Origin of the sequence: Vibrio chagasii, from assembly GCF_002954585.1 — a bacterium.
Taxonomy (GTDB): Bacteria; Pseudomonadota; Gammaproteobacteria; order Enterobacterales; family Vibrionaceae; genus Vibrio; species Vibrio chagasii_A.
The window spans coordinates 1,025,624-1,046,158 of record NZ_MSCI01000002.1; the positions used below are offsets into that span (position 1 = coordinate 1,025,624).

Annotated in this window: 17 protein-coding genes and 1 pseudogene; 4 read left to right on the forward strand and 14 right to left on the reverse strand. The window is 44.9% G+C overall.

Going from position 1 to position 20,535, the window contains the following annotated elements; translation table 11 throughout:
- Positions 1-79 precede the first annotated feature (79 nt).
- From BTO10_RS12835 to BTO10_RS12865, 7 genes are all read right to left on the reverse strand, one after another.
- A complete protein-coding gene (locus BTO10_RS12835) occupies positions 80-1,183 on the reverse strand; it encodes a phosphoribosylaminoimidazolesuccinocarboxamide synthase (RefSeq protein WP_105024757.1) in 1,104 nt (367 codons plus the stop codon).
- 237 nt (positions 1,184-1,420) lie between these two features.
- Entirely contained in the window at positions 1,421-1,828 is a 408-nt protein-coding gene (locus tag BTO10_RS12840) for a SulA-like leucine-rich domain-containing protein (protein ID WP_105024758.1), read from the reverse strand.
- A gap of 433 nt (positions 1,829-2,261) precedes the next feature.
- Positions 2,262-2,450 carry a hypothetical protein gene (locus tag BTO10_RS12845; protein WP_004738475.1) on the reverse strand — a complete coding sequence of 63 codons (189 nt, stop codon included), beginning with the start codon at positions 2,448-2,450 and terminating at the stop codon, positions 2,262-2,264.
- A gap of 165 nt (positions 2,451-2,615) precedes the next feature.
- Positions 2,616-3,674 carry a J domain-containing protein gene (locus BTO10_RS12850; RefSeq protein WP_105024759.1) on the reverse strand — a complete coding sequence of 353 codons (1,059 nt, stop codon included), beginning with the start codon at positions 3,672-3,674 and terminating at the stop codon, positions 2,616-2,618.
- A 154-nt stretch (positions 3,675-3,828) separates the two neighbouring features.
- Entirely contained in the window at positions 3,829-4,494 is a 666-nt protein-coding gene (locus BTO10_RS12855) for an OmpA family protein (protein ID WP_105024760.1), read from the reverse strand.
- Positions 4,495-4,610: 116 nt separating this feature from the next.
- On the reverse strand, positions 4,611-5,300 hold the full coding sequence (locus tag BTO10_RS12860; protein ID WP_004738471.1) for a DUF2786 domain-containing protein: 690 nt from the start codon (positions 5,298-5,300) through the stop codon (positions 4,611-4,613).
- Positions 5,301-5,509: 209 nt separating this feature from the next.
- Positions 5,510-6,193 (reverse strand): DUF3334 family protein, encoded by a 684-nt coding sequence (locus BTO10_RS12865; protein WP_004738470.1) that lies wholly within the window; start codon positions 6,191-6,193, stop codon positions 5,510-5,512.
- Between the two features lie 222 nt (positions 6,194-6,415).
- On the opposite strand from BTO10_RS12865, the gene ydiJ reads away from it, so the two are divergent.
- From ydiJ to BTO10_RS12880, 3 genes are all read left to right on the forward strand, one after another.
- Complete coding sequence (ydiJ, locus tag BTO10_RS12870; RefSeq protein WP_105024761.1) at positions 6,416-9,448, forward strand: D-2-hydroxyglutarate dehydrogenase YdiJ; 3,033 nt, start codon at positions 6,416-6,418, stop codon at positions 9,446-9,448.
- A 67-nt stretch (positions 9,449-9,515) separates the two neighbouring features.
- Positions 9,516-9,977, forward strand: coding sequence for a methyltransferase family protein (locus BTO10_RS12875; RefSeq protein ID WP_105024762.1), 462 nt, complete (start codon positions 9,516-9,518; stop codon positions 9,975-9,977).
- 145 nt (positions 9,978-10,122) lie between these two features.
- On the forward strand, positions 10,123-11,778 hold the full coding sequence (locus BTO10_RS12880) for a trypsin-like serine protease (protein WP_105024763.1): 1,656 nt from the start codon (positions 10,123-10,125) through the stop codon (positions 11,776-11,778).
- 94 nt (positions 11,779-11,872) lie between these two features.
- Here the strand turns inward: BTO10_RS12880 and BTO10_RS12885 are convergent, their stop codons facing one another.
- From BTO10_RS12885 to hutC, 6 genes are all read right to left on the reverse strand, one after another.
- Positions 11,873-12,598 (reverse strand): DUF3581 domain-containing protein, encoded by a 726-nt coding sequence (locus tag BTO10_RS12885; RefSeq protein ID WP_105024764.1) that lies wholly within the window; start codon positions 12,596-12,598, stop codon positions 11,873-11,875.
- A 208-nt stretch (positions 12,599-12,806) separates the two neighbouring features.
- Positions 12,807-14,339, reverse strand: coding sequence for a histidine ammonia-lyase (hutH, locus tag BTO10_RS12890; protein WP_105024765.1), 1,533 nt, complete (start codon positions 14,337-14,339; stop codon positions 12,807-12,809).
- Between the two features lie 14 nt (positions 14,340-14,353).
- On the reverse strand, positions 14,354-16,048 hold the full coding sequence (gene hutU, locus BTO10_RS12895) for a urocanate hydratase (protein WP_105024766.1): 1,695 nt from the start codon (positions 16,046-16,048) through the stop codon (positions 14,354-14,356).
- A 60-nt stretch (positions 16,049-16,108) separates the two neighbouring features.
- Positions 16,109-17,134, reverse strand: coding sequence for a formimidoylglutamase (gene hutG / locus BTO10_RS12900; protein WP_105024767.1), 1,026 nt, complete (start codon positions 17,132-17,134; stop codon positions 16,109-16,111).
- Positions 17,121-18,365, reverse strand: coding sequence for an imidazolonepropionase (hutI, locus tag BTO10_RS12905; protein WP_105024768.1), 1,245 nt, complete (start codon positions 18,363-18,365; stop codon positions 17,121-17,123). Before hutI ends, hutG begins: the two co-directional genes overlap by 14 nt.
- A gap of 113 nt (positions 18,366-18,478) precedes the next feature.
- Positions 18,479-19,192, reverse strand: a complete 714-nt coding sequence (gene hutC, locus BTO10_RS12910; protein ID WP_105024769.1) for a histidine utilization repressor — start codon at positions 19,190-19,192, stop codon at positions 18,479-18,481.
- Positions 19,193-19,369: 177 nt separating this feature from the next.
- Here hutC and BTO10_RS12915 point away from each other — a divergent pair, with 177 nt between their 5' ends.
- A complete protein-coding gene (locus BTO10_RS12915; RefSeq protein ID WP_105024770.1) occupies positions 19,370-20,113 on the forward strand; it encodes a sporulation protein in 744 nt (247 codons plus the stop codon).
- A gap of 91 nt (positions 20,114-20,204) precedes the next feature.
- Here the strand turns inward: BTO10_RS12915 and BTO10_RS12920 are convergent.
- Positions 20,205-20,430: pseudogene (locus BTO10_RS12920) on the reverse strand (DUF3187 family protein); the annotation flags it as partial.
- Positions 20,431-20,535 lie beyond the last annotated feature (105 nt).

Consider the following 20,535-nt stretch of genomic DNA (forward strand, 5'->3'; position numbering starts at 1 on the left):
GACGGAAAACTACATGTAAAAAGGGCCTTAATGTTGAGGCCCTTTTTGTATCGTAACGGTGTTTAAATCGATAAGATGATTAATCGATTAGCCCGTAGTCAGCACGCAATACGTCGATGATCTCTTGTTTAGGATTTTCGCTCAGTACAATCTCAGCGCCGGTAATCTTTGCTGCGATATCAAGGTAAGTGCGAGAAAGAGACATCAGTGCATCCAATGGCAATTCATTGTCACGCGCTAGCGCTTCACGCTCTGGCATACGCTCTTTATTCAGCAGAATATCGGCATCAGGGAAGTAGTTAAGTAGGAATTGGCGGAAACCTTCTTTTGAGTTTTCAACGATGTTGCCATTGTTGTATTGCTCTGTATCCCAGATACGAGATGAGTCAGGTGTGCCCACTTCGTCCATGTAGATAAGCTTCTCTTTACCTTGTGCATCGTTCACGTAACCAAACTCAAACTTGGTATCCACGAAGGTTTGATCGACTTTTTCTAGTGCGTCACTGATGACGTTAAAGCCTTCTTTCAATAGCTTCTCATAGTGCGCGATATCGCTCTCTTGTGAGAAGTTAAATGCTGCAAAGTTATCTTGGATGTTCTGACGCGTGATGTTTACATCGTCCGCTTCTGGTACACCAGGAATGCCTTTCAAAATACCTTTAGTCGAAGGAGTGATAAGAAGCTCTGGTAGTTTCTTATCTTTCTCTAGACCTTCTGGCATTTCGATACCACAGAATTCACGCTCACCATTTGCGTACGCACGCCACATAGAACCTGTGATGTATTGGCGACAAATAGCTTCAATCATTACTGGGCAAGCTTTTTGTACAATCCATACGAATGGGTGAGGGATATCAAGAATGTGGCTGTCAGCAAGACCGTTGTCTTTAAAAAGCTTGAACCAATGGTTAGAAATAGCATTAAGCGCAGCGCCTTTACCAGGAACACCTTTCAGGTTGCCTTCACCACGCCAGATACAATCAAATGCAGAGATACGGTCACTGATCACCATGATAGCTAAAGGAGCATCAGGTGCTACGTCGTAGCCTTTCTCTTTAATTAGTCGTTGGCTATCTTCTTCAGTTAACCAGTAAACCGAACGAACCTTGCCACTGTGGACAGGTTTATCAGTGCGGATTGGGAGGTCATCATTTACGGCAAGAACTTGATCAGCGAGGCTCATTTAGACATTCCTATCTTTTATCAAACGTCATACAGAGAAGTGCAATGTGCACATGATTAGACGGGCATTATACCCAATCTAACGTTTGCTTCCAGAGAAAAAGCAAACGTTTGCTAAATCTGCTAATCAAATAAAAACCCCTGCCTAACTATCCACCAAATTTAAGGCGAATCGTAGGGCAGGGGAAGGCAGTATATTTGGACTATATTACTGAGCTATCTAGTTGAGCGATGTTGCTTAGTGAATGCGCTCTGAGTTGGCATCCATGAAGAAAACTTCACACTGGAAACGCATACCTAATGTTCTTAAGTATTGTTGGCTAAATTGATCAATTGACGCGCTAGCAACGATCGCACTCGCATTTTTAGAGCGGATCGCTTTCTCTACTGTTTCAGCTTCGGTCATTTGGTGAGAAGCTTTCATATGAATAACCCGGTCGCAGCATACGTTATGTTTCTGCAGTTGCTTAGCGGATGGTCGTGGTGTTTGCGCCGTAAATAGTAGCCATTGATGTTGATTGGACAGCAACGCCATTTTTGCAAATAACACTTCATCAGATGAATGATGAGCTGAGCGAGAAGCTGATGCAAATGCGCCGTGAATTAGCGGGCTAGAGTGTTGTGCTTTAACGTGTGCTTGAATCATTTTGCTGTCCTTATATACATGCTGTATGTGTATACAGTAGTTTTTGTTACTTATAAGATCAAGCGTTTTTTGCGGGATTATTGGACGATTTCTTATGTTGAAATGAGGTTTTTGTAATTAAGATATTGAAATTATTAGATAAATTAAATTTGAATGATTTTGCTATTTTGTCTCATAAATGGAAAAAATGTGAGCTTTATACAGGTGTATACAGTAGTTTTCTGTCAAAACCACTGTATACACCTGTATAGAAGATAAGAAGATAAGAAGATAAGAAGATAAGAAGATAAGAAGATAAGAAGATAAGAAGATAAGAAGATAAGAAGATAAGAAGATAAGAAGATAAGAAGATAAGAAGATAAGAAGATAAGAAGATAAACGCTGGGCACAAAAAAAGCGCCTAAGGCGCTTTCTTATATTTCAATGGTGTAGCTTATCTCAGTGTTGCTTGGGAGAGTTTTGCTCTCATTTCCATCTCACCAATATTGAACTGGCGAACATCCATGGTCGCGATATCATTGCAGTCTTTACATGCATGATGGCACTTACCATCTAGGTAGTCGTGCTTTTTTACTAGGCTTGGCTTTTTGCACCAATCACAAACGCCTTCTATTGTGAACATATTCTCTCCTCACCTGTTTAAGTCAGGTGTATTTTCGGCGCAAATTATGACACAACAGAGACCTATTAGTTAATAGTTTGTTACTCGTTTTTGAGAAGGTGATCGATTGCAACACTAATAAAATCGATATCTCTGTGAGATGGAAAGATAAAGGTGTGTAATTGTTTACGATTTCGTAACACTTTGTAAGATGGTTTTTAGCGCGCTGTTCAAACGTTTCATTTCTTCATCACATCCTTGACCATCAGGGTGATAAATTTTTGATAGTTGCTTATATCTCACCTTAATACTTTTCTGATTAGGAATAGAGCTCGGCGTGTAACCAAATAGCGCACAGGCTAGCTGTAAATTGTTCGAACTCTTTTGGCCTTTTTGTTTCTTCAATTCGTTGAACATGGTCTGCAATTGACGCTTTTGCTGCTTAATGGTGCGGCTCTTTTCGCTCAGCTGCGCTTCGAGTGCCTGCTTCTGTGTTCCCAGGTCACTCGATTTTAGAATCTCTCTTTTTCGCGAGAGCACCAGAGTCGCGCCGATACTCACGATAATAATCAGTAACACCAATGCCGCACCAATCATAAAGTCAGTGCCATTGAGGTTAGAGCTGGAGGGGTTAGATTGTATTTGCTGAGGCAATCCCTGACTGTTGTCTATTTCAGAGCCGATACCCTCGTCGAGTTGCTCGATTGAAGAGATCTGTTTTGCACGTTGTTGATTGAACTGTGCTTCAAGAACACGGTTGTAGCCATCTTCTGCGTCTGGGTTGTCTGGTAATGCTGTTTCATACCAAAGTTGTGCCGCGTCTAGCGGGCTGAGTAGCACTTGTTCTGGGGAAGATTCGTAGAGCTTGGCGATTTCTACTGTCGCTCGCTTGTTCCCTTGCAATGCGGCTTTGATAAACCATTCCAAGGCCAATTTGTTGTCGGGTTTTCCATCCGTTCCTGCTAAGTAAAGCTCAGCCAATCTGAACTGTGCATCTACATTGCCGTTTTCTGCGGATTGTGAATACCAATAGAATGCATCATCGATGTTCTGAGGGACGCCAACTCCTAGTTCATACGCCTGTGCCAATTGATATTGTGATACTGAATCTTTAGGTGATGAATCGGCTGCGTTACTTTCTTCACTTTTATTTGCCGCATGGGCGAGGGAGGAAAGCAATAAAACAAGGGCTAGAAGGAAAGTTCTCGGGGACGGTAGTGATCGAAAGTTGGGTAGGATAAGCAAAAGATAAGTCTCGTAAAAAGCCCAGTGCCGATATCAGTATCAAGACGCTATGTAGTGAACAATAAAGTCGTACAGCTTTAAATAAGCCATACGACTGACAAGCCACTATATAGCGGTTATTTCAATAGATAAAGGAGACTGGGCTTTAATCGTGCTACTTAAGCGGCAAGATTTGAATTTCTACGCGACGGTTACAAGCACGGCCTTGAGACGTGTTGTTGTCACATAGAGGGTAACGCTCACCGTTACCACGAGCAATGGCACGGCCTGCAGCTACATCTTGAGAGATCAAGAATGCACGAACAGATTCAGCACGGCGCTCAGAAAGGATTTGGTTAGTCGACTCACTGCCTGTACTGTCAGTGTGACCTTCGATCACTAGGCTAGTGTCTGGATATTCAACTAGGATACGAGCAATGCCACGAAGCGTGTTGTGAATGCTTGATTCAAGTGCGTAAGAACCAGAATTGAAACCGATGCCGTTTTCAAGGCGAAGTAGAAGTTGGTTTTCGCCAACACGCTCTACCTGAACACCAGAGTTCATCAACTCTTCACGAAGTGCAGCTTCTTGTCGGTCAAAGTAGTAACCAATACCACCGCCAACAGCAGCACCACCAGCAGCACCAATAAGAGCACGTTTACCACGGTCTTTAGAGTCACCGGTAGCAGCACCAGCAACGGCACCAACGATTGCACCGATTAGAGCGCCTTGAGTTGCAGAGTTAGTCTCAGATTCGCCAGTAGTAGCGTTTTGGCGTTGAGTTGCCTGACAACCCGTAAGTGCGACAGTAAGCGCTAGGGCTAGTGTGATTTTTTTCAACGTATTTTCTCCATCATGTACTTCTGTCAAACGTATGGATTACGAATGACAAACATATAGTCCTGTAGGTCCTATTGATGGTTTTTATCAATACGCTGAAGCAATGTAAAGAAGCTCTATGATTTAGATATCTTTTTAGGTGCCTGTGCACCGGCAACTGGTCGATTAACAGACAATTTACGACCTTTCTTCAAACCAACCTCGTAATCAGCAGTGAGATTTTTCATCGCCTCTTTAAGCTGCTGTTTGAAGGTTTCGCGGTCGATATTTTTGAACTCTTTATCGATGTAGTTATTGATCTTGTTGTTCGACTCTTCGTCTGGTGTGATCGTTGGTAGCTTCTCAAGTGCGCCTTCAACCCAACCTGATACAAATGAATTTACGCGACGGGTTACTTCTAATGTACCCGTACCAGACCCCGCAAAGCTGTTACGAAACTGGCCTGTATGCTCATTGAGTTCACGGTAGATGATATCGAAAGCAAAGGCTGCAAAGATGGCACGATCGGCTTCACCGATGAACTCTACGCGTTTAAGGCCTTTGTGGTTGAGCAGCACAGCTTCTACGCCGAACTTAGTATTAATACCACGAATAACACGAAGCAGTGTTGAACTGATATTTGCGGGTAATAGGTGCGTGGATTGAGTCTTGCCCATCTTGATAAATTCAATATCGTCTTTCTCAAGACCATATTTCAGCATCAAGTTATGCGCCATTTTGATTGCATTGGCAGCTTCGTTGACGTTAGCAGAATTACCAAGCTCAAGACACTTGGCTATTTTCTTTAGGGCTTTTTTCTTATCCATCGACTACTTAATCATTACCGCAAATTTTGAAAAGTCCGACATTTTACATGTTTTGGCGGGTAACAGAAAGCAAAACTCACTCTGTGGGCGAGTTGGGTTGGTAACAATTAATTAAGCAAAACGGACTTTGGGGCATAAACAAAAACGCCATCAAGAGGATAGATGGCGTTCTTGACAAAGTTTTTTAGAATGACTAGAGCATTCGCAAACTAGATACCCAGTTCATCAAGCAGATCGGCTGCTGAATCGTTGCCTGAGCTTTGAGCTGACTTATTGCCTTCCTGCATCTTCTTCTGAGTTGCTTCGAGAATGCTGTCTGGGCACTCGTCTTCTGCAATCTCAAATTCTTCTAGTTGGATGAACTCTGTTTTGTCCATAGCCAACTCAAGGTAGAAGATGTTGTTGTTTTCAGTTGAGAAGGTCACACGACGAGCCTGTGGGCGATCAAGATTGGTATCAACAGAAAGGTTTACTTGCTTGTTCAGTGCCAGCATTTTCGGTTGGTTCTGCGTGATGTTAGTTTGCAGCTCTTTGCGGATCTTATTAGTGAAATCACCAACTAGCTGGTTCATTAGTTCACCTAGAACATCACCGACCTCATCAGATGTATGCAGCACTGCTAATTCATTTTCAGGCATGCCCATGTTACGCATGTAATTGGTGTAGATCTCTAATGCGGCTTTCGACGTAAAATTAATAACAACAAGGCCAGAAAAGCCGCCGTCAAAAAGAACAAAACAACCGAAATCTGGCTTGAGGCTTGTTTTGTTGATCTTCTGCACCATAGCAGAGTAGGACACCTGAGAAGCCGTCGCTGAAGTAAGTACGCTTGAGACTGATTGGCAAAGCTTAAGAAGAATGTCTTCAGTGGTGACTGTTTTATTTTTTTTCATTGTGATGTGCTCGTGGAGATGTCTTAAACAGAATGTTATTCAATATATTGTTACTGAATTAAGACGAAAGTGACTATTTCTCCATTCTTGCACTGAGATTCTGATTTGATCACCTTTTTATATGATCTTAATAGTAGTAAAGTGACGAAATTCAAAGAAAATTATTAAAAATCTCAGATAACCCAATGCTGATAGGATCAGCGAAGTAGGGGCAGGAAGCAAATGTTACCAAGACTTCAACTCAATGCTGATGTCGATCCAGTTGTTGTACGCTTTTTAGATGAACTAAAAACAGCGGGCTTTACTGGCGACATTGAATCTCAATATTCTAGCCGTTTGGCGGTCGCGACTGATAACAGTGTCTATCAGCAACTGCCCCAGGCTGTCATTCTTCCCAAAACAACACACGACGTTGTGCTTCTCGGTAAAGTGGGTTCTAAATCTGCTTATGAACGCGTCACTTTTTCTCCTCGTGGTGGCGGTACCGGAACCAATGGACAATCCCTAACTAAAGGGGTTGTGGTTGATTTATCACGCTACATGAATCAGGTTCTTGAGATTAATGAGAAGGAAGGCTGGGTACGAGTTCAGTCGGGCATCGTTAAAGATCAATTGAACGACGCGGTTCGCCCTTACGGTTACTTTTTCTCTCCAGACCTCTCAACCAGTAATCGAGCGACACTTGGTGGCATGATTAACACTGATGCATCAGGCCAAGGGTCATTAAAGTACGGTAAAACATCTGACCATGTGTTGTCTTTGCAAGCGGTATTCGCCGATGGTTCGTGTTTAGAATCTGATTTATCACATGGCTTACCGGAAGAGGGTGAATTTGCTCATCATGCGCTTGCGGTTACCGAAGCGGTGTGTCGTGAAAAACGCACTCAAATCCTCGATAAATTCCCACCATTGAACCGCTTCTTGACGGGCTACGACCTTAAGAATGCTATCAATGATGATGACAGCTTTGACCTTACTCGCGTGTTATGTGGCGCAGAAGGCTCTTTAGCATTCATTACTGAAGCAAAGCTAAATCTAACCCCAATCCCGAAAGCGCGAACTCTGGTTAACGTGAAATACAACACGTTTGATTCTGCTCTGCGTAATGCACCGTTCATGGTTGAAGCGAAGGCTCTCTCTGTAGAGACGGTCGATTCAAGAGTATTGAACCTAGCGAAACAAGACATTGTTTGGCATACCGTGAGCGACCTGCTGATGGACGTTCCTAACAAAGAGATGCTTGGCATCAACATGGTTGAGTTTGCGGGCCAAGATGAAGCGGAAGTTGAACAGCAAGTTCAATCGCTGACAGCCAAACTTGAAACTATGGTTGAGAGCGAAGAAGCGGGCGTGATTGGCTTCCAAGTATGCAGCGATTTGGCGAGCATTGGTCGAATCTACAACATGCGTAAAAAAGCGGTAGGCCTATTAGGTGCGGCGAAAGGTCGTGCTAAGCCAGTCGCTTTTGCTGAAGATACTTGTGTACCACCTGAAAATTTGGCTGACTTCATCGCTGAATTTAGAGTGCTACTTGATTCGAAAGAGCTGAATTACGGCATGTTCGGTCACGTTGACGCGGGTGTTCTACACGTCCGTCCGGCACTTGACCTATGTGACCCAATGCAAGAAGCCTTAATGCACGAAGTCTCTGATGAAGTGGTTAAGCTGGTGGCGAAATACGGTGGCTTAATGTGGGGGGAGCACGGTAAAGGATTCCGCTCTGAGTACGGTCCTGACTTCTTCGGTGAAGAACTGTTTACCGAGCTTCGACGTGTTAAAGCGGCATTCGACCCACATAATAAAATGAACCCAGGCAAGATCTGTACACCTTTAGAAAGTGACGCTGAGTTGGTGAAAGTGACCGACACCAAGCGTGGCTTTTATGATCGCCAGATCGACGTTCAAGTGCGCGATAGCTTTAAGCAAGCAATGGAGTGTAACGGTAACGGCTTGTGCTTTAACTACGACACGAGCTCGCCAATGTGTCCGTCAATGAAAGTCACTGCTGACCGTCGCCATTCACCAAAAGGTCGTGCTGGTTTAGTCAGAGAGTGGTTGCGTCAGCTAACTGAGCAAGGCGTGGATATACTCGATTTAGAGCAAGAAGCGCTAAAAGACGATACGCCGGTCAAAACCATGGTTGAGCGCATTCGCAACACCATGAATAAACGCCATGAGTACGACTTCTCGCACGAAGTACACGAAGCGATGAATGGTTGTCTTGCATGTAAAGCGTGTGCGAGTCAGTGTCCGATCAAAGTTGATGTACCAAGTTTCCGCTCACGATTCTTAAATATCTATTACTCACGCTATCAACGCCCAGCGAAAGATTACTTGGTGGCTAACATTGAAACCATGCTGCCACTCATGGCGAAAGCGCCAAAGGTCGTTAATGCTGCATTGGGGCAAAAGTGGGTTCAATCTGCAACCGCGAAAACGGTCGGTTATGTCGATGCGCCGCTGATGTCGGTACCGACGCTGAAAAATCGTCTGGCGAGTAAAGAGCTACAACTCTTCGATATTCAATACCTAGAAGGGCTCTCTTCTGAAGAGAAGAAGCAGCACGTTTTGATCGTCCAAGATCCGTTTACTAGCTTCTATGATGCAGAAGTGGTTGAAGACTTTGTCACTCTGGCTCAAAAGCTTGGCAAAACACCTGTGCTACTGCCGTTTAAACCAAATGGTAAAGCGTTACACATCAAGGGCTTCTTAAGTCGTTTTGCACGCGAGGCGAAATCCACTTCTGGTTTCTTGTCGATGGTGGCTGATATTGGTATTCCATTAGTGGGTGTGGATCCGGCTCTGGTACTTTGTTACCGCGATGAATATGTCGAGATCTTAGGGGACAAGCGTGGTGACTTCGATGTGCTTACTGTTCATGAGTGGTTATTGCCATCGCTCGATGACTATGAAGCGCGCTCTGCGAGTGAAGAGGTGTGGTATTTGTTCTCTCACTGTACCGAGAAAACCAAGATGCCAAATGCTGAAAAAGAGTGGGGCGCTATCTTCCAACACTTTGGAGCAGCCCTTACTAGCGTACCTGTTGGCTGCTGTGGTATGGCGGGGACCTTTGGACATGAAGTCGATAAATTACAAATGTCGAAAGACATCTATGGTTTAAGTTGGAAGCCAAGGATTCAAGACTTACCAAAAGAGCGCTGTTTAGCAACAGGTTACTCTTGCCGTAGCCAAGTGAAGCGTTTTGAAGGTGAGAAGCTTGCCCACCCATTACAGGCACTCGCACAAATTCTTTAAACTATTTAGCTCAGCAATTGCTGGGCTTTTTTCTAAACTAACAATGGAATTGTTAATAAGGAAAGTTATGAAATTTCTTGAGTTGAAAGTCCCACCTGTTGCTCTGTTTATATTGGTTTTAGTCGTCTCTTATTTCAGTGCTCAACAGTTGAGTGCAGGCGAGATAGAAATGCCGTTTAAGCTGATTGTTCTCGGTGTTGGAATCGCATTGAGTGGCGTTATTGGATTATCTGGCATTTGGGAGTTTCGAAAACAGAAAACTACCGTTAATCCAATTAAAGTAGAAACTGCTTCTACCGTCGTTGATAGTGGGATTTTTGGATACACGCGAAACCCAATGTATTTGGGCCTTTTCATTTTACTGTTCTGCTTTGGTTATTTCTTCCAGAATATTTTCAGCGTCTTATTAAGTTTTGCTTTTGTTATCTACATGAATCAGTTCCAAATCAAACCAGAAGAGCGAGCACTGGAGCAATTGTTCGGTGCGGAATATGTTGATTACAAACAAAAGGTAAGGCGATGGATTTGATTTGCTTTGTGGGGTGATGAGTTAACCAACCCCTAATATCCGTTACGTTTTCAAGGTAAGCCATATTTTGATGTGCTTACCGTTTATATTTATTTTTTATCAAATAACCTGCCCATCATTATTAAAACAAATGAAAGGTTAGGTAATGAAAGTTATCCAGACAAAATGGCTGCCATTAAGTATTTATGCGGTTGGCCTCTCTTCAATGCCAGTGTTGGCAGATATTTCTCCTCAAATTATCAACGGTAATGAAGCAGCAAAAGGTAGCTGGCCATTTATGGTCGCGCTTGTTTCAAAAAATGTGGATGCCTACGAAGGGCAGTTCTGCGGTGCAAGTTTCATTGGTGAGCGATATGTACTCACAGCAGCGCACTGTGTCGAAGCAAGCAGCAACCAAGATTTTGAGGTTGTCATTGGTGTCTCTGATCTTTCTTCGCCCGACGTAGAGCAGCACCGCTATTCTGTTGAGCAAATTTATGCTCATGAAAGTTATACTCAAGAGCCTGCGAGTAATGACATCGCCATTATTGAGCTTAGCGAAAAACCTGCGGAACCTACCGTCAGTCTTGTCGATGGTTATGTTCGTGATAACTTGAATGCAGGTCAGATGTTAACCGTCATAGGTTGGGGTGATCAGAATCCATCAGAAGAGCAATACTCATCTACGAGCCAGTTGCATCAAGTGAATGTTCCGTTAGTTAGTCAGAGAGATTGTAACCTTGGTCAAGGAGATGGATATTCAGATATTGGCGCTGATGCTTTTTGTGCCGGTTACAGAGAAGGCGGCCGCGATTCATGTAGCGGGGATAGCGGTGGCCCAATCATGTTATCCACCAATGGTCAATACGAGCAGCTAGGTCTTGTGAGTTGGGGAGAAGGTTGCGCTCAGCCAAAGGCATACGGTGTTTACACCAATATTAGCCACTTTGCCGAGTGGATTGGTAAGAAGACGGCTGGCTTTAGTTACCAAACTAAAGCGATGCTAGGCGCTCGACCTTTGGGTCCGATTGAACACAAGTTTGAATTTACGAACAAATCTGATCAAGAGATTAGCGTCACCAACGTATCTTTGGCTGTCGGTACAAACGATCCTATAACCTACAATGGTAGTGCGATTATAAAGAGTAACAGTTGTGGGACGTTATCGCCGAATGAAGGCTGTGATGTGGTTGTAAGCTACAACATAGACTCAGTGGGTAATCATGATTTTGGTATCAAGGTGTCAACCGACTCACTAGCGGGTGTAGTGATATCAAAGGCATATGCTATTGGCGCAAATAAGGTTTCTGATACGGTGAATGCACTCGTCACGATACCTAACAATGCTGTCTACAGCACAGAAGCTTGGGATGTAGAAGGGAATACGATAGCTTCACCAGATATTGGTAATAGTCAGTCCACTGCATTCATTGTGGACGGTATCCCCGCTGGTACCGTGTCTTTGGATCTCACCGTATTTTCTGAAGAAAAGCATGACTATATGGAGATCTACATTAACGGCTTTGAAGTCGGCGCGTTTGCGGGGCAATTATCTGGGACTGTTGAACTGCCAATGGCGAGAACTAAAGACAATAGCTTCATGATTGCCTACAGCAAAGATGAGGTTGGGTCTACAGGGCATGACAGAGTGACCATTAAGAACTTTGCTTATAGTAATGAGATTAGAGAGTTAAGTTTGGTGGAAGATCCAACCATCAAAAAGACAGGTGGTTCAATGGGTTGGTATTGGCTGGCGATGCTGTTAGGCGGTGCGATGATGCGTAAGTCACTTTCGTCATTGAAGAGGAAAGGGACTCAGTAAATAACTGTGCCTTAAACCAATATCTATTGTTTAGAATGAAAAAAGCCCAGCTTGGGGATATCAAGCCGGGCTTTTTAATTCTGTATTAGCTTACTTAAGCTGCTGTTGCGAACTGAGCTAGAAACATCTCTTTGCGCTCGTTGAAGCGGTTTACTAGATCGTCTACAGAAGCTTGGTCGTATGGCTTAAGGCCGCTTGCTACCATGCGCTTCACGCCTTTACCGACTACTTCGCCATCTTCTTTGAAATCGAAATTCAGTGTCACGATGCCGCGCTTGCCTTCAACGTCAAACGTCGCACCAGAGAATTCAACTTCTGGGTGAGAAAGGTCTAGGCGAGAAAACTCAACTTCCATGCTCTCGTAAATCACAAGAGGGCGCTGGCAGTTGATCATCATTTGTTGCTCTTCCATAAGAGGAACCATGATGTGTGGGAAGTTCATACCGGAGAACTTAACGTAGTTTGTTACTACGTGTTCGATGAATGCTTGATCGTGGCTTTTCTCACCTTCACAAGACATGTGCAGGTACTCTTTGCCTTTCTCGTCAACCAGTGAGCTTTCTTTCTCACACTTGTTGTCAACGCTTAACGCAATACCGTTGCCAACCATACCTGAAAAATCAAAACGCATTTTTTGGCTGATGCCTTCTTTTTGCAGAAGAACCGCAAATAAAAGATCGCCAGGAACACAGAAGCGCTTGTTGTCTTCATCGTGAATTGGGTTGAAATCGCCAGCTACTTTTTTAGCAAAGTGGCTTGCTTGTTCACGAGTGAATTGAAATTGATTGTCTTCAGTAGAAAAGTAAGGTGTCAGAAACATAGTATCGCTATTAGTCATCAAATCTGGGGTGGATTATAGCTAACTAACTTCGATCTAATGGTCTATCCAGTTAACTTTGCTTATATATCAGTCAATTAGATAAATACGTTGGATGGTATGTGAGGATTTTACGGGGGATATGGTGACTGGCTCAATGCAACAAGGGCTAATCGATAGCCCTTGTTTATATGATGTGTTATTTCACGACTTAGAAGCTACACAAAATACCTTCAGGCATTAAGTGGTTGTGCACAGACAATTTGAGCAATAAGTTAGCCTGTTCGATGTCCGGTGCGAAGTAGCGGTCTTTGTCGTAAAAGCTGACTTTTTCACGCAGGATCTGTTTCGCTTCTTCTACTCGAGGTGAAGATAGATTTGGTGCTCTAAAGTCCAATCCTTGCGCTGCTGCTAAATACTCAACCGCCAAGATTCCACGAGTGTTCTCTGCCATGTCGCGAAGACGACGACCAGCAAAGGTTGCCATAGAAACATGATCTTCTTGGTTAGCAGACGTTGGCAAGCTGTCTACAGAAGCTGGATGAGCCAGTGTTTTGTTCTCGCTTGCTAATGCTGCTGAGGTAACCTGAGCAATCATAAAGCCAGAGTTAACGCCGCCATTGTCGACTAAGAACGGTGGAAGTTTACTTAACGCGCTATCAATCAGCAGTGCCATTCGACGCTCTGACAAACTACCGATTTCGGCGATAGCTAAGGCTAGGTTATCTGCGGCCATAGCAACGGGTTCTGCGTGGAAGTTACCACCCGAAATAATGTCACCATCGTCGGCAAAGACCAGTGGGTTGTCCGATACGGAATTCGCTTCAACCATCAGTATTTCTGCGGAGTTACGGATCTGCTGCAGACACGCGCCCATCACTTGAGGCTGACAACGTAGTGAGTAAGGGTCTTGAACCTTTTCACAACACGTGTGTGACTCACCAATCTCACTCTTCTGGTCGAGCAGATGACGGTAAGCTAACGCAGCGTCCATTTGCCCACGGTGACCACGAACGCGGTGAATACGAGGATCAAATGGGCGGCGGCTACCCAGTGCTGCTTCAACAGACATCGCGCCACATACTGCCGCAGACGCGAACAAGTCTTCTGCTGCGAATAGGCCTTCTAAGGCGAATGCGGTGGATGCTTGCGTACCGTTGAGTAGCGCTAAACCTTCTTTAGGAGCGAGTGTGATTGGCTCTAGTCCCGCGATCTTCATCGCTTCTAAACCAGTAATAATTTTACCGTTGTGACGAGCTTGGCCTTCACCAAGTAGAACGGTACTCATGTGGGCGAGGGGAGCAAGGTCACCTGATGCACCTACCGAGCCTTTTTGTGGCACACAAGGGTAGACCTGCGCGTTCACTAGATCGATAAGGGCATTGATCACTTTGAGTCGGATACCTGAGTAGCCACGAGACAAGCTGTTAATCTTGAGTACCATCATCAAGCGCACGGTTTCGTCAGACATGAACTTACCGATGCCTGCTGCGTGAGAAAGTACGATACTTTTCTGTAGAACTTCGAGATCTTCTGGGGCGATCTTGGTGTTCGCCAGTAAGCCAAAGCCCGTGTTGATGCCATAGACAGTGCGGTCTTCAGCGATCACTTGCTCTACAACCTGCATGCTTGCTTCAATATCTGGAATAGCTGCAGGGTCTAGCGACAAATTCACCGGGCTGCGGCTGATTTTACGCAGTTCAGATAGACCTAGATGCCCTGGTTTAAGTAATAAATTCAACATGTTCTCTCCAGACATTAAAGGCGACGAAGTTCTTCGTTCAGCATAGGTAAATCAAGTTTCTGTTCTTTTGCACACTGTTTAGCAATGTCGTAACCCGCATCTGCATGACGCATAACGCCTGTTGCTGGATCATTGTGAAGTACGCGAGCAATACGCTGTGATGCATCCTCACTGCCGTCACAACAAATCACCATACCTGAGTGTTGCGAGAAGCCCATGCCAACGCCGCCGCCATGGTGTAAAGAAACCCAAGTTGCGCCGCCAGCTGTGTTTAGCAGTGCATTCAATAGAGGCCAATCTGATACGGCATCTGAACCATCCATCATGCCTTCTGTTTCACGGTTCGGACTTGCCACCGAACCTGAATCTAGGTGGTCACGACCGATAACTACTGGTGCTTTCAGCTCGCCATTTTTCACCATTTCATTGAAGGCTTGACCTAAGCGTTCGCGATCTTTCAGGCCAACCCAACAGATACGTGCCGGTAGACCTTGGAACTGAATGCGTTCACGAGCCATATCTAGCCAGTTGTGCAGGTGAGGATTGTCTGGAATCAGCTCTTTTACTTTTTGGTCTGTTTTGTAGATATCTTCTGGGTCACCAGACAGTGCTGCCCAACGGAATGGACCGATACCTTCACAGAACAGTGGACGAATATAAGCAGGAACGAAACCCGGGAAATCGAACGCGTTTTCTACGCCTTCTTCCAGTGCCATTTGGCGAATGTTGTTACCGTAATCTACGGTCGCAGCGCCGCGATATTGCAGGTCTAGCATGGCTTGCACTTGAATCGCCATGGACTGCTTAGCTGCTTTAACGACTTTCGCTTCATCAATGGTACGCTCTTGTGCAGCTTTCTCCATCGTCCAACCTTGAGGCAAATAGCCATTCAGAGGATCGTGGGCCGAGGTTTGGTCTGTCACGACATCTGGCGTGATGTTGCGTTCTACTAACTCAGGGAAAACATCCGCAGCGTTACCTAGAAGGCCAACAGAAATAGGTGTGTCAGACTCTTTAATGATAGCCATCGCTTCATCTAAGCTGGTGGCTTTCTTATCGACATAGCCAGTACGCAGGCGGTAATCGATTCGTGATTCATCGCATTCAACTGCAATCATTGAGAAGCCAGCCATGGTCGCTGCAAGAGGTTGAGCACCACCCATGCCGCCAAGGCCACCAGTGAGTACCCATTTGCCTTTTGCTTCGCCTTGGAAGTGTTTCTTCGCGATAGCGACAAAGGTTTCGTAAGTACCTTGAACAATGCCTTGTGAACCGATGTAGATCCAGCTACCTGCGGTCATTTGGCCGTACATCATTAAGCCTTCTTTATCGAGCTCGTTGAAGTGTTCCCAGTTTGCCCAGTGTGGAACAAGGTTCGAGTTAGCGATTAATACGCGAGGTGCGTTTTTATGAGTCGGGAACACGCCTACAGGTTTACCCGATTGAACAAGCAGTGTTTGGTCGTCTTCTAAGCGCTCTAATACTTCAACAATCTTGTCGTAACATTTCCAATCGCGTGCTGCACGACCAATACCACCATACACAACCAGTGCATGCGGGTGTTCTGCCACATCAGGATCTAGGTTGTTCATCAGCATACGTAGTGGTGCTTCTGTTAACCAAGATTTTGCGCGCAATGTGGTGCCATGAGGTGCGCGAATTTCGCGAGTCGTGTCGAGACGAGGGTCACTGTTGTGGTGTTCCGTCATTTTGAAATTCCTTCTGTTTCACGTTATATCGTTGTAGTTGTATTTATCTATATAGCTGGCTTATTCACTGTCCATTGCACTGGCAATATCCCAACACAAACGAGCCGCTAATCGAGCCGTTTGGCCATCGACGTCGTATTCTGGGTTATATTCCGCAATGTCCGCGATAATGAGTTTCTCACTGTGTTTTAAAATCTGTTCTAGGAAAGGCGCGAGCGCTTCATAGCTAACGCCTCTTGCCGCTGGGGCACTGACACCCGGCGCAGTCGCCGCAGGGAAGACATCGAGATCAATTGTGAGATAGAGGTAATCACAATCAGCGATGAACTTTTGCAACTTAACCAGTTGAGCTATTTGGTTTACTTGGGTGATATCGCGATCATGTTCGTACCACACACCAAGTTGGTCGGCTTTGTTGAACAGCGCTTTAGTATTGCTGGCAGCACTTACGCCTAGGCAAGCGTATTGAAACGGCCACTGATGTGCGTGGCAGTATTCGCTAATCTGATTAAATGGTGTGCCTGAGCTTGGCTTGACGTCAGCGATGTCGCTTTCAAATTCACGAAGATCAAAATGAGCATCAAAGTTAATGATGCCTATCTTAGGTTTGTGCTCTGGTTGAGTTCTGTGAAGATGCTCAGCTAGGCCTTGGAAAGACGCCCAAGCCACTTCGTGCCCGCCACCTAGGGTAATCACTTTGCTGGTGGATAGCGCATTGGCAATCACATCTGCGCACTGCTTTTGGCTGAGTTCTAATTGATCATCGCTACATTCGATATCGCCAAGATCAGCAATGCGTGCATCATTGTGCCAAGCCATATTAGCTAACGCTTGGCGAATTAAATTAGGTGCTTGTTTTGCGCCAACACGTCCTTTATTTCTTGCAACACCGGCATCGCTAGCAAAGCCAACCAAGGCAACGGTGTTGTCATTAAGTCCGTCATTTAAATCAGTACTTTGCACTTGCTTGGTAATGTGATGAACGCGAGTACCGAGTTCGCCATCTTCAAGATCATTACGTCCCGTCCATACAAAGTTGTGAGTAGTAGCTACAGTACTTGTGCTGTTGGATTTAGATTGAGTCATGACATACCTCGCCATTAACAATGCGTTTATGCAGGTGAGGTACGCCAACTTGATAGCTTAAGTCGGCAGGGTGGTCGATATTCCAAATAGCCAAATCAGCGGCGTAACCCACTTCAATTTTTCCTCTGTTTTGCGACTCGCCAATGGCGGCGGCAGCATGGCAAGTCACCCCACGTAATGCTTCTTCTGGGGTTGTGCCGAACAGGGTGCAGCTCATGTTCATCATCAGTGCTAAATCAGCAAAAGGAGAAGTGCCGGGATTTAAGTCGGTCGCGATTGCCATTGGAATATTGTGTTCACGAAGTAGGGCGATAGGCGGCTGTTGAGTCTCTTTCAAGAAGTAGAAAGCACCCGGTAATAAGGTGGCGACGGTGCCTGATTCCGCCAGCGCTTTTACCCCTGCTTCATCTAAGTACTCAACATGATCAACAGAGAGAGCACCGTATTTAGCCGCTAGCGCACTGCCGCCCATATTAGAAAGCTGTTCTGTGTGACCTTTGATCGCTAGCCCATGTTCTTTAGCTGCCGCAAATACACGCTCGGTTTGTTCTAGGTTGAAGCCGATCGATTCGCAGAATACGTCGACCGCGTCAGCTAGTCCTTGCTCTGCGGCTTTAGGGATGATCTCTTGGCATACCAGATCAACGTAACGATCGGGCTGTTCTTTATATTCTGGTGGTACAGCATGTGCTGCAAGGAGTGTGGTGGTGATTTTAATACGACGGTGGTTTTCTAAGGCTTTAGCAGCACGTAACATCTTAAGTTCGTCATCAAGCGTTAAGCCGTAGCCAGATTTTACTTCAATGCTGGTGACGCCACTTCTCAGCAGGCCGTCTAATCTAGGCAGCGCCATCTCAACCAGTTCAGCTTCTTGTGCAGCTCGTGTCGCCGTTACCGTCGCTAAAATACCACCGCCTTGTTTTGCGATGTCGGTGTAGGACACCCCATTTAGACGCTGCTCAAATTCATTAGCACGATTACCTGCAAACACCAGATGTGTGTGGCAATCAATCAAACCTGGGGTAACGAGCTTGTTTTTGCAGTCATAGATGATGTGATCAACAGAGCGGCTAGCACTCGCGGTGTCACAATGAAGTGACTCATCGCTTGAGTGAGACAGGGATACGATCTTACCGTTTTCGATAACGATATCTTGCGGGGAAGAAGGTTGGTAACCGTCGGCTCCCGAGCTCATCCAGACCACTCGCGCATTTTTGAGGATCAAATTCATAATCACCTAGATCTTTGCTAAACAGTAAATGTATATACAAATAAATAGGCTAAATACTGACCCGAATCAAGTTGATGTTGCAAAAATGTGATCGGCGATCAGGATGATATTCTTTAATCTAAAACTATCTTAGAGCTTAATTTGTACTTAGAGCCTGGGTGGTAGAGCAATGCAAAGCTGATAAGGCGCTCCTTGCTCCATGTTCTTCTATTAAGAAGCAAGCAAGGTTCTGATTCCGTTAGCTTTAGTGCTTGGCGGATGTTGGAGTCTGGAATGATGGCTTCGACCGTGTGTTCAATCGCACTCAGAGGGCAACTTTTGGAAAGGTATTCATTCGGTGTTGAGGTTGAAAAGTCTTGCTCTAAGTATTGGGGAGCCGCTTGTGAGTTTACCCAGCGAGCTTCTAGCTGTATCGGTGTGTTATCGGCAAAGTGGATGATTTCACTATAAAAGACGTCCGCATTGATCATCACACCTAACCGTGTAGCGGTGCTTTCATCAGCCTTGATGCTATCGTGCTTGATCACTTGGCTTGTGTACGTTTGGCCACGGTCTTTGATCTCTTGCGCGATGTTGTTGATATCAAGTAGGGGAGATTGTGCTTTTTCCTGTGGTTCACACACAAAAGTGCCCAGTCTTGGTTTTCGAATGAGCTTGCCTTCAGACACAAGATCTCGGATGGCTTTATTCACCGTCATTCTACTCACGTTGAACTGCTCTGTGAGTTCAAGCTCTGTGGTGATTTGATATCCAACTGGCCAATGACCATTGCTGATCTTATCGTCTATGAACTGTTTTATTTGCAGGTAGAGCGGCGCTTTCGACATAATGAAACCTTATTTGACTATACAAATAGAGTAACGGATTTTTTCATGATTTCAACATTTCCTCAGAGGATGTGAGCTTGTTCAACATAGATAACGCAAATGTCTTGATTCTGTGGGGCAAGTGTCGCAAATTGTCAACACGCCCTAGTTAATCAAATAATTACAAAGAGAAAGGATATGTTTAAGAAATTAAAGGCCTCGCTAGGCATAGGTGCAGCTAAGGTCGATACCGTCTTAGATAATATTGACGTTTTCCAAGGTGGCGAGTTGTCTGGTAACGTTCACATCATTGGTGGCGATGTTGAGCAACAAATCGACATGATTAACTTGGTTCTCAACACAGAAGTTAAAGTGGAAACAGAAGATAGCACCAGCTACGAAACCTTTTCACTTGGCCGCATTCAAGCTGTAGAGCCGTTTGTGATTCAACCCGACGAAACTAAGTTGGTGCCATTCCGTCTTAAGCTGAATGATGAAACGCCCGTGACTGCGTTGAACGCAAAAATGAATCAGTGCCATGTTTGGGTAGAAACCAACCTAGATATCGGCTTCGCGATTGACCCTAAAGACCGTGATTTCATCTCTGTTCACCCATTACCAGCAGTCGCGAAAATCATTCAAGGTGTTGAAGCTTCAGGCATGGCAATGGTTAAAGCCGACGTAGAGAAGGGCTACTTGAAAGGGAATACCTTCGCTTCACGTTCGGGCTGTTACCAAGAGATTGAATTTCGTAGCGGCGGCTTCATGAATAACAAAGAAATCGAGCTGTCATTCATCGTAGATGGTTCTATGGTTCATTGCTTGGCAGAAATTGACCGCTCACTGAGCTTACGTGGTGACCAATACATCTCATTTACTCTGCCTGCTAACGCGGCTGACTCGGACATCCGCAATGCAGTTTCAAGAATCATGAGTGCGTAGTTGCTCTATCTACTGATAATGACATCATAATTCTAAGGCCGAACTTTACTGTTCGGCTTTTTTGATTTCATCATCTTCAATTGAATTAGATTCACCACTGATGCCTATAAGCCAATTGAAAGGCCACATCGGTCGAGTTGTCCATATTGAAGATATTCTCAATGATGGATACCCTCTACTGGCGAGCGTTGCATCACATAGCTGTAGCCAAACATTATTTCAATGTTTGTTTGTTAAAGTTGGTTGTCACCATATTTAGCACCTTTGTACCATTTAGTCTTTATGTGCAATTCGCGACTGACGATGAATGTTTTTTGCTAACTCTAATCATAAATAAGCTAGAGTTAATAGTGTTATAAATAAAGAATAAGGTTTCATTGCTGATTAAAGCAAAGCGTGTAGCATGTTCGATATTTTCCTCC

Bases quoted from the DNA above. Each gene is read 5' to 3' on its own strand.
- hutG (WP_105024767.1), bottom strand. From the start codon at position 17,134: ATGACTCAATCTAAATCCAACAGCACAAGTACTGTAGCTACTACTCAC.
- ydiJ (WP_105024761.1), top strand. From the start codon at position 6,416: ATGTTACCAAGACTTCAACTCAATGCTGATGTCGATCCAGTTGTTGTA.
- BTO10_RS12845 (WP_004738475.1), bottom strand. From the start codon at position 2,450: ATGTTCACAATAGAAGGCGTTTGTGATTGGTGCAAAAAGCCAAGCCTA.
- hutU (WP_105024766.1), bottom strand. From the start codon at position 16,048: ATGACGGAACACCACAACAGTGACCCTCGTCTCGACACGACTCGCGAA.
- BTO10_RS12860 (WP_004738471.1), bottom strand. From the start codon at position 5,300: ATGGATAAGAAAAAAGCCCTAAAGAAAATAGCCAAGTGTCTTGAGCTT.
- hutI (WP_105024768.1), bottom strand. From the start codon at position 18,365: ATGAATTTGATCCTCAAAAATGCGCGAGTGGTCTGGATGAGCTCGGGA.
- BTO10_RS12840 (WP_105024758.1), bottom strand. From the start codon at position 1,828: ATGATTCAAGCACACGTTAAAGCACAACACTCTAGCCCGCTAATTCAC.
- BTO10_RS12880 (WP_105024763.1), top strand. From the start codon at position 10,123: ATGAAAGTTATCCAGACAAAATGGCTGCCATTAAGTATTTATGCGGTT.
- BTO10_RS12885 (WP_105024764.1), bottom strand. From the start codon at position 12,598: ATGTTTCTGACACCTTACTTTTCTACTGAAGACAATCAATTTCAATTC.
- BTO10_RS12915 (WP_105024770.1), top strand. From the start codon at position 19,370: ATGTTTAAGAAATTAAAGGCCTCGCTAGGCATAGGTGCAGCTAAGGTC.
- BTO10_RS12835 (WP_105024757.1), bottom strand. From the start codon at position 1,183: ATGAGCCTCGCTGATCAAGTTCTTGCCGTAAATGATGACCTCCCAATC.
- hutH (WP_105024765.1), bottom strand. From the start codon at position 14,339: ATGTTGAATTTATTACTTAAACCAGGGCATCTAGGTCTATCTGAACTG.
- BTO10_RS12875 (WP_105024762.1), top strand. From the start codon at position 9,516: ATGAAATTTCTTGAGTTGAAAGTCCCACCTGTTGCTCTGTTTATATTG.
- hutC (WP_105024769.1), bottom strand. From the start codon at position 19,192: ATGTCGAAAGCGCCGCTCTACCTGCAAATAAAACAGTTCATAGACGAT.
- BTO10_RS12865 (WP_004738470.1), bottom strand. From the start codon at position 6,193: ATGAAAAAAAATAAAACAGTCACCACTGAAGACATTCTTCTTAAGCTT.